A 16,084-nucleotide genomic window follows, 5' to 3' on the forward strand; every position below is an offset into this window, starting at 1 on the left:
GTAATGTGATTGCCCTATTTAATATCCTCCGATGTAAAATCGATAGATTTAAATCTTTTATATCATATTGTCAAATGATTATGGACCAAATAGAATTTTTTCAAGAGATGCATGATTTTGAGCAACAGAGGGAAGAGAACCTTCGAAGACTGAAGCAGGAATTGGGTGAGTGGATGGCAGCTGAATATTATGCTCCTCACCAAGCATCATGAGAGTTTTGTGAGAGCATTATCGTAGAGCATGATATGGTCGAAATTGCAGGTATCTGCGCTATCTGTGAAGGTGCCTGGAAGAAAATGCATACGTGTTCACTCTGTGGCAACATCGTATGCGCTAATTGTTTGACTCGGGATGGCATCTGCATACGGTGTTCGCGCGGCAGAGCCTCCAGCAATTCAGAATTAGGGATGGCATAAGCCTTTATCCTTCGGTCCAAACAACAGTTCTTTGGATTTCGTGGCGTCTTATGCATATGCTGGCGTCCCACTTACCGCCCCCCATTCGCCAAATGCTCTGCCATATGTTTATTATAGCCGAGCCGCGCTCTTTGCAGGATACTATCAGCTTTCTCAGTTTGCGCGTGCGCATCTTCTTAATTATATTCATGATTACGTCCATTGTAGCTTTTTCAACCTCACACCAACTTATTTATCGGATGCCCCTCTTCTGGGATGCCATCAAAATCAGCCGACGCCTCGGCTATCATAATATCGCCCATCGCAGTCATCGGAAATGCATATGGCGCACTCTCGATAGGCCCATATAATATAAAATCTCCAGCAGCCATCTGTTGCAATCCAATCGAGCCGATGTCGCACGTTTTGAAGACCATGTCGTCTTTCTTCCTTTTGTTTCTCAACCAGTCCCAGGATAATGGCGCATTATGAACCCCTGAGCCCACTGGATGTCCCCATTTTGCCTTTGCAACCAGGGTCATCCTGAGCGCGATGCCAGCTCCGTTTCCGAGAGGGGTTATCGATGGATCGATCAGGATTTTTGAGATTCCGCAATCTTCCTCTGCGATTGCAAGCAGTCCTTTATCCGAGACGTTGCCACCAGTTTCCAAGAGAGCCATACGTCCACTTAATGATGAGTCCATCGCATTAAATCCAAGTACGATCGATGCATCGACGTCCGAGTTTTTCAATATATCCATCTCTTCTTTGGTGATGCCCATGTTGATGGAGTTGTTGATCGCCCGGTCAGCGAGACCTATCTCTGTTACATATTGAGCTCCACATATGCGCACCTTCGATTCGGTAGAATCGATCAGAAATGGTGCCTCTGTGAGTTCACTGACGAAGTCAATGTATTTCTTTATACTCGTCTCGCTGCCACCAAAGATGTGGACTATATGGGGGTTTCCGGTTTCTTCGGCGCATGTAACCTGTCTATTGATGAGCATCTCCGCTTTTCTCTCATCGAAAACACCTTTGTTTTTATCCTCGACGATAGTATGGTTTGGATAGAAGATGGTGCCAGCCAATACCGTGGACCGCTCGCCTGGCTGTCCTCCGATTTTTACGCCGGCGATGTTTACTATTTTTTGTTCTTTTTGAAATCTAAACATGATACCACATTTACGTGATAATTCCACTAACAGAATCCAGTGATACGTCCCCAGATATTATGATATCTCCTTCGCCACATACCACCATCTTTTCCTTCTTTCGTTTTCTTTTAACGGTTTGAATGACCATCGGAGGCTCTGGAAATGCTTCTCCTTTTTTGTAATGCTCCTCTACTGTTCGCAGTATGCTCTCGAGATCGGTTTCGCCGATGTGTTCGATGATATTGACCTGCGCCCTGAATCTCTCGATAGCATCGTTCGGCAGATTCTCAATGAAGGGTATTGCACCATCAGAATCGATTATTTTGCCACTCTCATCAATGCCAGTAGCATGGATTGCCGCAAGTGTCTGTCCACTTTTATGCCCTCGTGATTCCTCTCCACAGACCAATATAAACCGTATATTTGGATTCGAAATCGTATTCGCTATAATCTTTTCTATTCCGAGATTCTCGGTGTGACATGGGCCGATGAGTGCGACTTTTTTCATTTCCTCTGGCGGCAGTTCAAAATGGCTTGAAAGCGTGACTATGCAAATCCTGGACTCCTTGTTTCCAATTCGATAATCGCCTTTTACGACTGGCCATTCTTCATCCATATGACTCCACTTAGGAAGATAAACTTAATCTACTTATTGCTTGCGTACTATGTATATAGTGATGGATAGAACCCAATGGACTGAAAAGTATCGTCCGAAAACGCTGACCGAAGTACGCAGCAATGATAAAGCGATCGGCGAGCTGAAGGAATGGGCAGAAAAATGGGATAAAAAAGCAGCAATCCTGTATGGCCCCCCTGGCATTGGCAAGACATCTGCTGCCTATGCACTGGCGAATGACATGGGCTGGGATACCATCGAGCTTAACGCCAGCGACCAGCGGACTGCGGATATAATCAAAAAAATAGCTGGCTCGGCTGCGCAGACCGGTACTTTCGAGGGCACAACAGGCCGCAGGTTGGTCATCCTGGACGAGGCTGACAACATTTATGGCAATGTGGACAAGGGGGGCACCAAAGCGATAGCAGATGTCATTAAAAAGACAAAACACCCCCTCATCCTGATCGCAAACGAATATTACGAGATGCCCAAAGCCCTCAGAGCCCTGTGCAGGCCAATCCAGTTCAGGACCGTCCAAAGTAAATCCATCATTCGAGTATTAAAAAAGATATGTGACCAGGAGAAAATCGAATGTGATATCGTGGCGCTGAATCACATCGCCGAGAATGCACCTGATTTTAGGTCCGCCGTCAACGACCTCCAGGCCATCGCACAGGGGCGGACAAAATTTGACATGACAGATGTCGCTGTCGGGCTGCGGGATACTCGAGAGTCAATTTTCAAGGTTTTGGCGAAGATATTTAAAAGCTATGACCTAAAGGGGGCACTACACGCCTCATATGCATTAGACGAGAGTCCAGAGGATTTCATTCACTGGATAGATGAGAACATAGCCCGAGAATACGAGGGCAGTGTTCTTGTCGACGCCTTTGAATGTCTCTCGCGGGCAGATATATTTCTTGGTAGGGTGCGCCGCCGGCAAAACTACGGCCTTTGGCGATATGCGGGTGAAATGATGGTATGCGGGGTTCAGCATGCTAAAATAGAGCCACGCCGTGAATACATTCCCTACAAACCGCCCGCCACATGGAAGAGAATGGGGCTTGGCAGGTCGATGAAAAGCGTACGCGACTCGGTGGCGGCAAAAATTGGGAAGCACTGTCACGTCTCGCAACAATATGCACGCTCTAACTTAATTCCATTCTTAAGGATGCTTTTTAAGGATCACGAATGTGCGGTTGAAATCTCAGCACTGCTATGCCTCGACATCACGGAAATCGCTTTCTTGCTTAACGTGAGGGCGGACTCCAAGAAGGCGCAAAAAGTCCATGGGATATCCCAAGAACATATTGCACGAGAGACGGAGCATGCCATCAAAATTTTTGGCGGTTTTACTTCAACAAGCACAAATCAATATAAACTATCTGAATTTTGATGCCCCATACTATCCCTCATACCTCTAACCACCTCTGCCATGGTGCCATGCCATATGAATTGGTCTCGAAGGGTTTTTGCCGCTGCTTTTTTTGCATATTCGTCTTCTATAAATTTAATCCCATTGTAGTTAACTTTTTTCAGGGTCAGGCCAAAAGATGGTGCTGATTTTAGTACATCCACATATTTATCCGGCTTCAGCATACTTCTCAGCCAGAGGAGGTCCCTGCTCCCCCTGCCCACCATACTGAGCCCGGTCACGATTTTCCGAACCATATTCCATGTGAAGCTGTCAGCGGTGATGTCGAGTGTTATAAATGGGTCGCTTATCCTTATTTCGATGCGCTTCACCGTGCGCTTTGTGCTCTTTTCCGCATCCCTTGTCGAAAAATTCGCAAAGTCATGAGTGCCCACCAATAATGTGGATGCTATCCGCATCTTCGAGATGTCCAAACCCCCCCTATAGAGAAGGTACCTGTACTCTCTGCTGTTCGCCTTTCGTCGTGGGTCAAATGCTTTTGACACCTCAGCCCTTCCCCACACCCATATATCGTCTGGAAGTTTGCTGTTTAATATTCTGGGCATCGTCAGCTCTGGCTTATCAGTATTAAATGCGATAACCTGTCCAAGCGCATGCACCCCCCTATCGGTCCGTCCGGCAGCAGAGTATTTTGCATTTTTTGGATTATCTATTATCCCCAAATGTTCCAGTGCCTTGAATAATTTGCCCTCGATAGTAGGGACCAGGGGCTGGATTTGGAAACCGTGATACCTGTTTCCCAAATAGCCTAATTGAAGAGCAATTCGCAAATTAAATTCTCCCACCCATCTTTCATGCTTAGTTTTATCCTAAGATATCCAAATATTATATCTACTCCAGAGTATTAAAGCGAGACTCCGAAAGAGTTTCAAGGGGACAATATGAAGGCAGTATTAGGACTTGAAGATGGAACGGTGGTCAAAGGAAAGGGATTTGGAGCAGAGGGCATCGCTCAGGGGGAATTGGTTTTTGCGACGCCTTTCACTGGCTATGAAGAAGCGTTGACTGACCCCTCCTACAAAGGCCAGATTTTAATGTTCACATATCCGCTCATTGGGAACTACGGCGTGAGTTACGAGAATTTTCAATCCGATGGGATAAAGGCAAACGGTTTCGTCGTCAGGGAGATTTGTGACCATCCGTCTCACCATAAATCAAAGGGCACGATTCATAGCTTCCTGAAAGGAGAGGGAATACCTGGCATCAGCAGCATCGATACGAGAATGCTGACCATCCTCACACGAAAGGAGGGGACTCTGCGCGCAACGTTGATTACGGGAGATGACGACGGAGAAGAGGCGGTGCGACTCGCCAAGGAGCAGCCCACCATATCCGAACTGGATCTGATAGGAGAGGTGACATCTGCGAAGCCATATCAGATTGAAGGGACTGGAAAACGGTTCGTCGTGATGGACCTCGGAGTTAAACAAAACATCTTATCCTGTTTGAGCAAGAGAGACGTCGACATCGTGGTCGTTCCAGCAGGCACATCTTCAAGACAAATTCAAGAGTATGAGCCGGATGCGTTACTGCTGTCCAACGGGCCGGGAGACCCTCTTCAGGCGAAAAATGCCATTTCCGTCGTCAGGGAGCTGGCTGAAGAGATGCCAGTATTCGGCATCTGCCTCGGGCATCAGGTCATCGCTTTGGCGCTTGGAGCCCGAACATACAAGCTCAAGTTTGGGCACAGGGGCGCCAATCAGCCGGTAAAGGATTTACGCACGGGGATAGTGCACATCACCTCACAGAATCATGGCTTTGCCGTGGACCCCGATTCCTTGAGCGGAACCGGTTTGCACATTACATATATCAATGTAAATGATAACACGGTCGAGGGATTTAAGCACGAATCATTGCCGATTCTAAGTGTTCAGTATCATCCCGAGGCGTCGCCTGGTCCAAGGGATACCGAGTTTTTGTTTGATATTTTTGTAAAAACCGTGGAGGATGCCTAATGCCAAAGCACCCGGATATCAATAAGGTCCTGTTAATCGGGTCGGGACCAATCCAGATAGGGCAGGCGGCAGAGTTCGATTTCTCGGGCACTCAAGCATGTAAATCGTTGCGGGAGGAGGGTGTCAGCGTCGTGTTGGTCAATTCGAACCCGGCGACGATAATGACCGATCCGGATATAGCGGATACCACCTACATAGAGCCAATCAACTCAGACATTATCGCAGAGATAATCGCCAAAGAAAGGCCTGACGGCATAGTGGCAGGATTTGGTGGACAAACTGGATTGAACATTACCACCGAACTTGCGGAAAAAGGCGTTCTCGATAAATATGGGATTCGGGTGCTTGGCACGCCATTGGAGGCGATATATAACGCAGAAGACAGGAACAGGTTCAAGCATCTGATGGAGCGAATCGGCGAGAGGGTCCCAAGGAGCAAAGCGGTTTCTTCGATAAAAGATGCCGTGAAGGCCATGGAGGAGCTTCATCTCCCCCTGATTATCAGACCGGCATACACACTGGGCGGATTTGGCGGAGGAATCGCCAGGACCAAATCCGAGCTGGAGAGTATCGTTGAAAGGGGATTAAACCGTTCCAGGATTCAACAGGTATTGGTCGAAGAAAGCGTGCTCGGTTGGAAGGAGTTCGAGTACGAGGTCATGCGGGATGCAAACGATACCTGCATCACGATATGCAACATGGAAAACTTCGACCCGATGGGCGTTCATACTGGTGAATCTATCGTCGTAACGCCTGCGCAGACGCTTTCTGACAGAGACCATCAAACATTGCGGAGCGCTGCCATCAAAATCATCCGGGCGCTTGGCATCGAAGGCGGGTGTAACATCCAATTTGCGGTTAGAGGTGATGAATACTATGTCATCGAGGTCAATCCAAGAGTTTCACGTTCGTCAGCGCTTGCATCCAAAGCGACAGGATACTCCATTGCAAGGGTGGCAGCCAAAATAGCGATTGGGCTTACGCTCGATGAGATACCAAATGGTGTGACAAAGGAGACGCCTGCATCGTTTGAGCCCACTGTAGATTATGTCGTGCTCAAGATACCGAGATGGCCGTTCGATAAATTCACCACTGCGGACAAAACGCTCACCACAGCCATGAAGAGCACAGGAGAGGTAATGGCGATCGGGAGGACTCTGGAAGAAGCGATACATAAAGCCGTACGCTCGCTCGATATAGGGATGCGATTTGGCGAATGGAGGGGCAGTGAAATAGAAGAACTACTCCGGACCCCAACCGATGAGCGACTGTTTGTCATATATCATGCATTGCGCCATGGATTCAAGAGCGAAAAAATTGCTGAGATGACTTCCATCGACCCGTTCTTCATCAAGAAGATCCAGAACATCATCGATATGGAGGAGCGTTTGAGGAAACGCATGTCCATCGATGATCTGCGGATGGCCAAGCGCATGGGCTTTACCGATGAGCGCATCGCAGAACTGACCGAAAAGAGACGAGAGGACATTAACGACTTGCGTCGGAAGGCCGACATCAAACATACGTATAAGATGGTCGATACATGTGCAGCCGAGTTTGAGGCAAAGACGCCATATTACTACTCGACATACGAGACGCAATGTGAGGCGAATCCATCTGATCGAAGAAAGGTGCTGATATTGGGCGCAGGACCTATCAGGATTGGACAGGGTATCGAGTTCGACTACTGTACGGTACACGCAGTACTTGCCCTGCGCGAAGAGGGGATCGAAACCCATATCATAAATAATAATCCTGAGACGGTTTCAACTGACTATGATATATCTGATAAACTATTTTTTGAGCCGCTGACGCTTGAAGATGTGATGAACGTCATTGAGACCGAACGCCCGTATGGGGTGGCGGTTCAGTTTGGAGGGCAGACCTCGGTGAATCTCGCGATTCCATTGGAAAAAGAGCTTAAGCGCAGATCTGACCTCGATACAGTAATCCTTGGCACCTCTCCAGAATCAATCAACATCGCAGAGGATAGATATCTATTTAGCAACCTTCTCAAGAAATTGGATATTCCCCAGCCGGATAATGGGTCTGCTACCTCGGTAGAGGATGCGAAGGGTGTCGCAAAACGGATTGGTTATCCCATACTGGTCAGACCATCATATGTATTGGGCGGCAGGGCGATGGAAATCGTCTACGATGAGAAAGACCTCGACAGATATGTGCGCGAAGCTGTAAAAGTATCACATGAACATCCCGTGTTGATAGATAGTTTCCTGCGGGGTGCAACCGAGATAGACGTGGATGCGGTTTCAGATGGGAAGAATGTACTGATAGGCGCCATAATGGAACACATCGAAGAGGCGGGCATCCACTCAGGAGACTCGGCCTGTGTGATACCTCCGCAGTCGCTTGGTGATGATGTCCTGCAAACCGTGCGAGATTATACTAAACGGATTGCACTGGCGTTGCAGGTAAAGGGCTTGATCAATCTTCAGATGGCCGCAAAAGATGGCAAGGTATATGTGTTCGAGGCAAATCCACGGTCGAGCAGGACCATTCCGTATGTATGCAAGACCGTGGGCATCCCGCTGGCGAAAATCGCCGCCAAGGTGATGATCGGGCACAGCCTCGAGGAACTTGGATATGCAGATGTCCCGGATATTCCCTATGTTTCGGTGAAGGAGGTAGTGCTTCCATTCGATAAACTGCCAGGTGCAGATTCGATATTGGGTCCAGAGATGAGAAGCACAGGAGAAGTGATGGGAATCGACCGTGACTTTGCCATGGCATTCTTTAAGGCAGAGTTGAGCGCTGACAATGCCCTGCCGACCGAAGGAACGGTATTCATTTCAGTGCAGGATGATGACAAACCAGCGATGGTCAGCATCACCAGGAAGATGCAGGATGCAGGTCTCAAACTCGTAGGCACGGCTGGTACTGCACGTTACCTGAAAGAACATGGGATTCAAATAGACGTTATCAAGAAGATATACGAGGGCAGTCCGAACATAATTGGTATGATGCGGGGAAAAGAAGTACATCTGGTCATCAATACGCCCACTTCCAAACTATCTCTCAAAGATGGCTACGATATGAGGCGCGCCGCTGTGGATTTCAACATTCCCTACATCACAACCATACAGGCAGCTAAAGCAGCAGCGGATGCGATTAATATGGCTAAAAAAGGAAAGATGACGATCAACCCGATACAGGACTATCAACGAGAATTAGTATAGTTCAAATATGTTTAGTATATGCTTAATATACGTTCTTCTTCGACCAATACTTTCCGAAGGTCAAATTATACGACCAAATCGATGATGAGTAGTAAGATAAATTTAGCTTTTAAATTTAGTAAGAATCTTTTTATGGAGCGGTTTAGATATAAGTAGTTAGGCAAAATTGAAAAGGAGGTTCACAATGAGAGGTATTGAATACATTATCGATGATAGAGGACAGAAAGTGCGGCAGTAATCGACTTCGATGTTTACGGTTCCCTATGGGAAGATATTCACGATATTCTCGTGGTAGAGTCACGAAAAATGGAGCCGAGAGTAAAGTGGGAAATGCCAAGAAAAGGCTGCATGAGGAAAAAGACTATAGATGATAGAATACGAAATAACGCTTGCCTCTTTAGCTGAAAAGGAAATCAATTTTAAAAATTAAGATTTCAATCCCACTATGGTCTGATTTTAATTCATGATTATCTCCTCCTTTTATTTTATTTTTTCAAAGGCATCCTTTGGCGCATTGCATACCGGGCATTTCCAGTCATCAGGGAGCTGTTCAAACGGAGTCCCCTCTACTGCTTCATCGTATTCGTAACCACATACCGTGCATCTCCAGACAGACATTATTTTCCTCCTCACTCAAATTTCTTATGATACTCCTTAACCTTTTTCGCAAACTCCCTGCCGAATTCATAGCACTTTGTTTCATCCTCCAAAGATGGTCTGTAGAGTATTTGCAGCCCCGGCTCAACCGTCTCAAGCCCCATGCGTTTAAACTCTTCATAAGCCTCTTTTACTGCCCCTCCGCCCCAGCCATAACTTCCGAAGGCGCCGACGAGCCTGTTTTTTGGTCTCAGTCCTCTCAGATGCGTTAAGATCTCAGCAACAGACGGAAACATGATATTGTTTAATGTAGGCGTTCCGATAAGTGTCCCCCTTGATTTCCAGAACTCTTTAATCGCAGCGCTCATGGGAGATGCCCTCAGTTTAATCACCTTGCAGTCAACTCCTTCATCTTTTATTCCCTGCATGATAGATAATGTCATATGTTCTGTGCCGTGCCACATGGTGTCATAGATAATTGATACGCTTAGGTTTGCCCTGCCATTTGCCATATCAAGATACATCTGAAGAACTTTCCCTGGATTTGCCTTCCAAATAACCCCGTGATCAGGCGCAATCATATCAATCTCCAGTCCAAGTTTTTGAATCTCTGCTATTTTATTCTTTATAAGTTGCCCGAAAGGCATGAGGATATTTGCATAGTAGTCCACAACTGCATCTTCAAGTTCTGACATTGACTCGCAGGTTACATACTCGTCGTCAAACCTTGCTGTTGAGGCTATATGCTGCCCGAATGCATCCTGGCTGATAAGGATTTTGTCTTCCTTTATATACGTCATCATGGAATCAGGCCAATGAAGCATCGGGGTTTCAATAAAAAGCAGGGTTCTTTTGCCTATGTTCAGTGTATCTCCAGTCTTAACAACCCTGATATTCCATTTTGATATATCAAAAAACCTCTCAAGTCCTTTTTTCCCTCTCTCTGTTATATAAATGGTTGCCGTTGGGGTTAATTCCATTATCCTGTCAATGCTCGTTACATGGTCATTTTCAATGTGATTTATGACAACATGTTTTATTTTTGAAGGATCAACAACAGATCGTATGCTTTTGATGGTGATGTCGGAGAAATCATACTTAACAGTATCCAGCAGGGTGATTTCATCATCCATTATGAGATAATTGTTATAAGTCGTGCCGCGGGGTGTTACATACCCATGGAAATCCCTCACAGCCCAGTCAATAGCTCCTACCCAGTATATGCCATTTTTCAGTTCAATAGCCTTCATGCAGCCTCCTTATTGTCAAGCAAGTATTGTCAAAACTTTTTAAGCAAAAATGCTTAATCCCCTTGATTTTCAATATGTTGTTTATATTTTGCTTGCCTCCCCCCTGTTTTTTAAATTCCCCTTTTAATAAATGGGGGAACTTATTAACCTTTTTCATGAAACTTTTGACACTACCGTCAAGCAATCATCAAGATAATCTCAACACGCTACGCACTTGCAATCAAACCCTTCTCCAATGACTTCCATTGGCTGTCCGCAGCAGACGAGTTCTCCAGCGCCTGCATTTGTTACAACCACCTCATTGCCGCATATATTACATTTGTATTTTTGTCCTGCCTTTGTCATTTAATCCTCCAATAGATTGCTGAATGTATTGTGATGGTTTTCTTCATCTGCAAGAATCTGCTCAAATAATTTCTTGGTGGTGTAGTCATCTTCTTTTTCAGCAAGCTTTATGATGTTTTTATACATTGCAATTGCATCCTCCTCAGCCTTTTTATTTATCTGCAGCATCTCCTTAGCATTCTTGCCTATCTCAATAGGTGTTGACTTTGTAGTGGGTTCACCGCCGAGGTAATCAAGTCTCTCGGCGATAGCCTCTGCGTGCTTCATTTCTGTGATTGCAATGCCTTTGAAAACACCGCCGACGGATTCAGCATTGATACCCCTGATCATAACATGCTGCCACATATACTGGATGCTTACTTGAATTTCCCTCGCTATTGCGTCGTTCAACTTTTCCATCAATTCCTTGCTCTCCATAAAGACCTCCTTTTAGTGTATTATATTTTCGTTTTGAAAGATTGTATTGCCGCAGATATTGCACTTATATTTCTGTCCAAGACTTGTCATGCTCTCCTCCTTGTTTTACATGCCGTATTGTCCTGTTTATTTCGTCTCCGAATACGTTTCCTGCGCTGTTGCCTTTGCCCGCTCATCCTGGGACATATTCGCAAGGCGCTCGACTTCCTTCACATCGAGATTGAGTCCCTTTGCCACTCTGCGGCCGTAATCCGGGTCTGCCTTGAAGAAGACGGCGGTCTGGCGATACTGGATGCGTTTTTGAGCATTACACAGGTGTGATACGATGTTGCCGATCAGATGATCTCGATCCGTATCTGTCATTACCTTACGGTAGAGATCCCCGGACTGCACGAAATCATCGTTGGGGTGTATATATTTCTGGCGTCCAGCCTTGCCTGAAACATCAAAGGCAGGCTCGGCTGCTTTTGGGTCCGGTTCAGGCCCGCCAAAGCTGTTCGGGTAATAATTGGGACTGCCGCCGCCATTGTTATCAAATCGCATAAATCCGTCTCTTTGGTAGTTGTTCACAGGGCAGCCCTTTGCCGAGTTTACAGGCAATAAATGATAGTTTGGTCCAAGCCTGTGACGATGGGTGTCATGGTAACTGAAAAGGCGACCCTGCAGCATCTTGTCTGGAGAGGCAGCAATCCCCGGCACAAAGTTGGCAGGGGAGAAAGCGGACTGTTCAACCTCCGCAAAGTAGTTTTCCGGGTTGCGGTTAAGCACCATGCGGCCTATTGTGATAGGCGGATAGTCTGCGTGAGGCCAGACCTTGGTAATGTCAAAGGGGTCAAAACGATAGCTCTCTGCTTCCTCGGGTGTCATGATCTGCACTTCCAGCCTCCATGATGGGTATTCGCCTCGCTCAATAGCATTATGCAGGTCACGGGTGGCGTGGTCTGGGTCTTTGCCTTTCATGATTTCAGCTTCTTCTCGGGTAAGGTTCTGAATACCCTGCTCTGTTTTGAAGTGGTATTGCACCCAAAAATACTCGCCATTGTCGTTATACCACTTGAAGGCATGGCTGCTGTAACCGTTCATATTGCGGTAAGTTTTGGGCGTGCCCCTATCTGAAAAAAGGATTGTAACCTGATGGATGGATTCAGGCGTCAGAGACAGAAAATCCCAGAACATGTCAGGGTCCTTCAGATTGGTTACAGGATTCCGCTTTTGCGTATGGATGAAATCGGGGAACTTCAGCGGATCGCGGATGAAGAACACGGGGGTGTTGTTCCCCACCATGTCGTAGTTCCCTTCCTCGGTGTAAAACTTTACAGCGAATCCACGCGGGTCTCTCTCGGCATCTGCAGAACCCTTCTCGCCGCCCACTGTTGAGAAACGGATGAAAACCTCTGTGCGTTTGCCAACCTGAGACAGAAACTTGGCCTTGGTGTACTTTGTCACATCAGCAGTTACTTCAAAATAGCCATAAGCGCCGGACCCTTTTGCATGCACAACGCGCTCAGGGATGCGCTCCCTGTCGAAGTGTGCCAGTTTCTCCAGCAGGTGGACATCCTGCATCAATACTGGACCTGGATTACCGGCTGTTAGGGAGTTTTGATCATCATCGACCGGTGCGCCAAAGTTAGTCGTAAGTATTTTTTTTCCTTTTTCCATGATACCCTCCTGTTAAATTAGTTTTGTAGTTTATTTCAATCTTTTTATTAGTTTTTCGATACTATCTGCCCAAAGCCGTTAAATTAGTTTTGTAGTTTATTTCAATCCCACTATGGTCTGATTTTAATTCGACATATAAATCGATTGCGTTGCCACCTAACGTATTTCAATCCCACTATGGTCTGATTTTAATTTTAAAAAGCAAGAGCGTTGATGGGGTGTGTCGTTTTAATTTCAATCCCACTATGGTCTGATTTTAATTTATTAGTTACTTACATATATAGCTTCGTATTCAACATTTCAATCCCACTATGGTCTGATTTTAATCTGCTAGGGATGCCGTTCCATTGTTGCTGCATGTATCATTTCAATCCCACTATGGTCTGATTTTAATAGACCATCGATGACGAGATGTTGGGGGGGTTACCATGATTTCAATCCCACTATGGTCTGATTTTAATTAGGCGAGGGAATATCAGCTCCCCGACAGGCAGATAAATTTCAATCCCACTATGGTCTGATTTTAATTCTACCTATGAAACAAAAGATATGTCCGGATCCAGTATTTCAATCCCACTATGGTCTGATTTTAATAGGCATATGCACGTTATAATCACGCGATATATTCCGAATTTCAATCCCACTATGGTCTGATTTTAATTGCACCGTGTGTGGTCGCATGAAAAAAGCCAAACTGCATTTCAATCCCACTATGGTCTGATTTTAATGTTTTTGGAAGGATAACATCACCAGATGGCAACATAATTTCAATCCCACTATGGTATGATTTTAATTAGCTTCTGTGTTTCGGTATCCATATGAAGATATTTTATTTCAATCCCACTATGGTCTGATTTTAATCCAGCCGCCACGCTCGATTGAATATTGCTACTACGCTCCAATAATAGATAAATTCGTTCAGATATTTAAAGTGTTACCTATATTTTTCGTGGTTCTTTATAAATGAGCTACAAAATGAGATATCCCCGAAAATGTCTTCATATGATTTCAGAGATTTCTACTTTACTCGTTCCTAACTCTATAGTTTGCAGAAATTTATCACTTCTCAAAATGTAAATTCTCACCGAATCTTCGTCCTGATCGATCAAATCTTTAACGCTACCTTCTATAGTTTTTAATTCCACCTTTGTTAGTTCTCCCTCGAAGACGGAATTCTGAACCCAATTCAGGTATTGCTTAAGAAAAATTCTGACCTTATTCACTCGATCCACGTTCACGTCATACACAGCGATTACGTACATCTTACCACCACATCACAAGAGGCTTGTACTCCTGAGCTCCCAATACGTGCTTCACCAACTTATATAGCTCCAATCGGATGAGCCGTTGATACGAAACTTCTCTACCAAGACCTTTGTGTTTGATGGTCGTCGATAATCTATCGTGATAATTTTGGAGAAATAGCTTCCTTCCAGTATCTGACAGAAGCATATCACCTAACTCTCCGACAAAATGCGAGTCATCGAGCATCTTCTTGTTGACGAGTTTGAAGATGACTCTGTCAACGATGATTGGCTTGAAGATTTCCGCAACATCTAATGAAAGCGAGAATCTTCTCACAAATGGCTCATGAAGGTATGATATCGTTGGATTGAGCTGTGTGTTATAAATCTCTGTAAGTACTGTTGAATACATCAGAGAATTGCCGAAAGATATGAGGGTGTTCGTCTTATTGTTCGGTGGTCGCTTTACTCTTTCACCTATCCTAAATTCCTCGGGAAAGATCTCATCAAGGGCACTGTAATATGTGTCGCGTATGTGCCCTTCAACACTCATAAGTTGGGGAATATCGGTGTATCCCTCAATTTTTGGAAGTTCTTTTTCGATTCTCCCGATGTATTTCTCAATCGACGAATTTGAGCTACAATAATACTTGAGATTCTTCAGGATGTTTTGCGTCGCTCCTTCGATGAATCTTCTTGCGAGATAAAGACGTTTATCGGCATCAAGATGGTGCTCTGCCTGATGAATGGTAACATCGCCAGATATCAGCGTTTCCCTTGGGTACAAACTCCCTTCGTAGAAGCCATAATTGTTGAAGAAGTGAATTGGCACACCTTTTTGTGATAGATATGACGCCACGCCAGACGTAAAAGACAAATTGCCGTAGGCATATATCGCATATATTTTACTTATTGGCAGAGCACGTTTCTCCTCTTTATTGATGAAGTACACGGTGTTCTCTTTCCTTCTTAGAACGCCATCCTTTGTGAGGTAATAGTTGGTTTTCATTCTGTCACCGAATTGGGAATCTGTGAGAGTTGCAACTCTTAAGGAGTTTCAACACCTCCAAAGCAGAATTCGACATAGCTACATCTTCTGCATAACCTGCGTTTGATTGGTGGGGACATCTTCCCGGAAACAATTGTGAATATATCCTTCATTATTTGCTCGATGTTTTTAAAGTCGTCATCAGTAGGCTTAACAATCTCTTTTTTATTCAACAATGGATAGTTCAATACTCCTATTGCCTTGACGCCCTTTTGATACAGGTAATACAAATAATAGATGAGCTGCCATCTGTGTGCCTCTTCCATCTTCCTCGACTTCTTGATGTCGTGCACCTCTATGATGTCGCCCTTCTTAACAAAATCAATCGACATCACATTGTCAATGACAACATCCTTTTTCATCCTCCTATATCTAGATTCGTGTATGAGTTTGCCCATGAGAACGTCCTCCGATTCACGTTCCATCTGGATGTTATGGGAGAAAAGCCAGAGCTTCGTATGACAGATGAAATAGTATGCGACCTTCACGCCCGTGATGGTCATGGGTTTGATAGTGGTTTGCAATATCATCGCCTTTTTTAATGGGGAGCAAATATTTCTTCCATTTGATTCAGATCGAACGTTAGAATTTTGTTTTCTTTATAGTATTTCAGACAGGATTTCCTTTTGCCACGTATATCACTATAAACTGGGGCTTTTTTCTTGTACTCCCCCTCTATAAAATTCAGCTCCTGCCCCCTATCTATAAACTTTATACTCATGAGTATAATAATCGTAAGTATATTTCGCTTAAAGCTTTCTACTAATCC

General features: G+C 45.2%; 16 protein-coding genes and 1 CRISPR repeat array. Of the genes, 4 read left to right on the top strand and 12 right to left on the bottom strand.

Annotated features, from left to right (window positions below):
• The first annotated feature begins 80 nt into the window (after nt 1–80).
• Nucleotides 81–212: a hypothetical protein gene (locus BME93_02270; protein ID ATZ60975.2), complete on the top strand. Its 132-nt coding sequence runs from the start codon at nt 81–83 to the stop codon at nt 210–212.
• A 422-nt stretch (nt 213–634) separates the two neighbouring features.
• Here BME93_02270 and mtrH read toward each other — a convergent pair whose 3' ends face one another.
• Complete coding sequence (gene mtrH / locus BME93_02275) at nt 635–1,570, bottom strand: tetrahydromethanopterin S-methyltransferase subunit H (protein ID ATZ60976.2); 936 nt, start codon at nt 1,568–1,570, stop codon at nt 635–637.
• Nucleotides 1,571–1,580: 10 nt separating this feature from the next.
• A complete protein-coding gene (locus tag BME93_02280; GenBank protein ID ATZ60977.2) occupies nt 1,581–2,168 on the bottom strand; it encodes a tetrahydromethanopterin S-methyltransferase subunit A in 588 nt (195 codons plus the stop codon).
• 61 nt (nt 2,169–2,229) lie between these two features.
• Between BME93_02280 and BME93_02285 the strand changes: the two genes are divergently transcribed.
• Nucleotides 2,230–3,564, top strand: coding sequence for a replication factor C large subunit (locus tag BME93_02285; protein ATZ60978.2), 1,335 nt, complete (start codon nt 2,230–2,232; stop codon nt 3,562–3,564).
• Here BME93_02285 and truA read toward each other — a convergent pair.
• On the bottom strand, nt 3,540–4,373 hold the full coding sequence (gene truA / locus BME93_02290; protein ID ATZ61744.2) for a tRNA pseudouridine(38-40) synthase TruA: 834 nt from the start codon (nt 4,371–4,373) through the stop codon (nt 3,540–3,542). The two genes, BME93_02285 and truA, sit on opposite strands and share 25 nt — an antisense overlap.
• Nucleotides 4,374–4,484: 111 nt before the next feature.
• Between truA and carA the strand changes: the two genes are divergently transcribed.
• Both carA and carB read left to right on the top strand, forming a co-directional pair.
• Nucleotides 4,485–5,558, top strand: a complete 1,074-nt coding sequence (gene carA, locus BME93_02295; protein ATZ60979.2) for a glutamine-hydrolyzing carbamoyl-phosphate synthase small subunit — start codon at nt 4,485–4,487, stop codon at nt 5,556–5,558.
• On the top strand, nt 5,558–8,755 hold the full coding sequence (gene carB / locus BME93_02300; GenBank protein ID ATZ60980.2) for a carbamoyl-phosphate synthase large subunit: 3,198 nt from the start codon (nt 5,558–5,560) through the stop codon (nt 8,753–8,755). Before carA ends, carB begins: the two co-directional genes overlap by 1 nt.
• 480 nt (nt 8,756–9,235) lie before the next feature.
• Here the strand turns inward: carB and BME93_02305 are convergent, their stop codons facing one another.
• From BME93_02305 to BME93_02345, 9 genes are all read right to left on the bottom strand, one after another.
• Nucleotides 9,236–9,373, bottom strand: a complete 138-nt coding sequence (locus BME93_02305) for a rubredoxin (GenBank protein ID ATZ60981.2) — start codon at nt 9,371–9,373, stop codon at nt 9,236–9,238.
• Between the two features lie 11 nt (nt 9,374–9,384).
• Nucleotides 9,385–10,602, bottom strand: coding sequence for an FprA family A-type flavoprotein (locus BME93_02310; protein ATZ60982.2), 1,218 nt, complete (start codon nt 10,600–10,602; stop codon nt 9,385–9,387).
• A 198-nt stretch (nt 10,603–10,800) separates the two neighbouring features.
• The gene (locus BME93_02315) at nt 10,801–10,947 is read right to left on the bottom strand and encodes a desulfoferrodoxin FeS4 iron-binding domain-containing protein (protein ID ATZ61745.2); all 147 of its coding nucleotides are present in this window, start codon (nt 10,945–10,947) and stop codon (nt 10,801–10,803) included.
• Nucleotides 10,948–11,364, bottom strand: a complete 417-nt coding sequence (locus tag BME93_02320) for a ferritin-like domain-containing protein (GenBank protein ATZ60983.2) — start codon at nt 11,362–11,364, stop codon at nt 10,948–10,950.
• Between the two features lie 126 nt (nt 11,365–11,490).
• Nucleotides 11,491–13,023, bottom strand: a complete 1,533-nt coding sequence (locus tag BME93_02325; protein ATZ60984.2) for a catalase — start codon at nt 13,021–13,023, stop codon at nt 11,491–11,493.
• Nucleotides 13,024–13,121: 98 nt separating this feature from the next.
• Nucleotides 13,122–13,884: direct repeats of the CRISPR family, unit length 30 nt; unit sequence ATTTCAATCCCACTATGGTCTGATTTTAAT.
• Nucleotides 13,885–14,021: 137 nt separating this feature from the next.
• Nucleotides 14,022–14,285 carry a CRISPR-associated endonuclease Cas2 gene (cas2, locus tag BME93_02330; GenBank protein ATZ60985.2) on the bottom strand — a complete coding sequence of 88 codons (264 nt, stop codon included), beginning with the start codon at nt 14,283–14,285 and terminating at the stop codon, nt 14,022–14,024.
• 1 nt (nt 14,286) lies between these two features.
• Nucleotides 14,287–15,276, bottom strand: a complete 990-nt coding sequence (cas1b, locus tag BME93_02335) for a type I-B CRISPR-associated endonuclease Cas1b (protein ID ATZ60986.2) — start codon at nt 15,274–15,276, stop codon at nt 14,287–14,289.
• A 38-nt stretch (nt 15,277–15,314) separates the two neighbouring features.
• Nucleotides 15,315–15,845: a CRISPR-associated protein Cas4 gene (gene cas4, locus BME93_02340; GenBank protein ID ATZ60987.2), complete on the bottom strand. Its 531-nt coding sequence runs from the start codon at nt 15,843–15,845 to the stop codon at nt 15,315–15,317.
• 8 nt (nt 15,846–15,853) lie between these two features.
• The gene (locus BME93_02345) at nt 15,854–16,036 is read right to left on the bottom strand and encodes a hypothetical protein (protein ID ATZ60988.2); all 183 of its coding nucleotides are present in this window, start codon (nt 16,034–16,036) and stop codon (nt 15,854–15,856) included.
• Nucleotides 16,037–16,084: the final 48 nt, after the last annotated feature.

The sequence above is a fragment of the Methanosarcinales archaeon Met12 genome, assembly GCA_002813105.2.
Classification (GTDB): Archaea; Halobacteriota; UBA148; order UBA148; family JAJOKI01; genus JAJOKI01.

What these genes read in the sequence shown, in the direction of transcription:
- BME93_02270 (ATZ60975.2), top strand. Translation starts at nt 81, where the DNA reads ATGGACCAAATAGAATTTTTTCAAGAGATGCATGATTTTGAGCAACAG.
- mtrH (ATZ60976.2), bottom strand. Translation starts at nt 1,570, where the DNA reads ATGTTTAGATTTCAAAAAGAACAAAAAATAGTAAACATCGCCGGCGTA.
- BME93_02280 (ATZ60977.2), bottom strand. Translation starts at nt 2,168, where the DNA reads ATGGATGAAGAATGGCCAGTCGTAAAAGGCGATTATCGAATTGGAAAC.
- BME93_02285 (ATZ60978.2), top strand. Translation starts at nt 2,230, where the DNA reads ATGGATAGAACCCAATGGACTGAAAAGTATCGTCCGAAAACGCTGACC.
- carA (ATZ60979.2), top strand. Translation starts at nt 4,485, where the DNA reads ATGAAGGCAGTATTAGGACTTGAAGATGGAACGGTGGTCAAAGGAAAG.
- carB (ATZ60980.2), top strand. Translation starts at nt 5,558, where the DNA reads ATGCCAAAGCACCCGGATATCAATAAGGTCCTGTTAATCGGGTCGGGA.
- BME93_02305 (ATZ60981.2), bottom strand. Translation starts at nt 9,373, where the DNA reads ATGTCTGTCTGGAGATGCACGGTATGTGGTTACGAATACGATGAAGCA.
- BME93_02310 (ATZ60982.2), bottom strand. Translation starts at nt 10,602, where the DNA reads ATGAAGGCTATTGAACTGAAAAATGGCATATACTGGGTAGGAGCTATT.
- BME93_02315 (ATZ61745.2), bottom strand. Translation starts at nt 10,947, where the DNA reads ATGACAAAGGCAGGACAAAAATACAAATGTAATATATGCGGCAATGAG.
- BME93_02320 (ATZ60983.2), bottom strand. Translation starts at nt 11,364, where the DNA reads ATGGAGAGCAAGGAATTGATGGAAAAGTTGAACGACGCAATAGCGAGG.
- BME93_02325 (ATZ60984.2), bottom strand. Translation starts at nt 13,023, where the DNA reads ATGGAAAAAGGAAAAAAAATACTTACGACTAACTTTGGCGCACCGGTC.
- cas2 (ATZ60985.2), bottom strand. Translation starts at nt 14,285, where the DNA reads ATGTACGTAATCGCTGTGTATGACGTGAACGTGGATCGAGTGAATAAG.
- cas1b (ATZ60986.2), bottom strand. Translation starts at nt 15,276, where the DNA reads ATGAAAACCAACTATTACCTCACAAAGGATGGCGTTCTAAGAAGGAAA.
- cas4 (ATZ60987.2), bottom strand. Translation starts at nt 15,845, where the DNA reads ATGATATTGCAAACCACTATCAAACCCATGACCATCACGGGCGTGAAG.
- BME93_02345 (ATZ60988.2), bottom strand. Translation starts at nt 16,036, where the DNA reads ATGAGTATAAAGTTTATAGATAGGGGGCAGGAGCTGAATTTTATAGAG.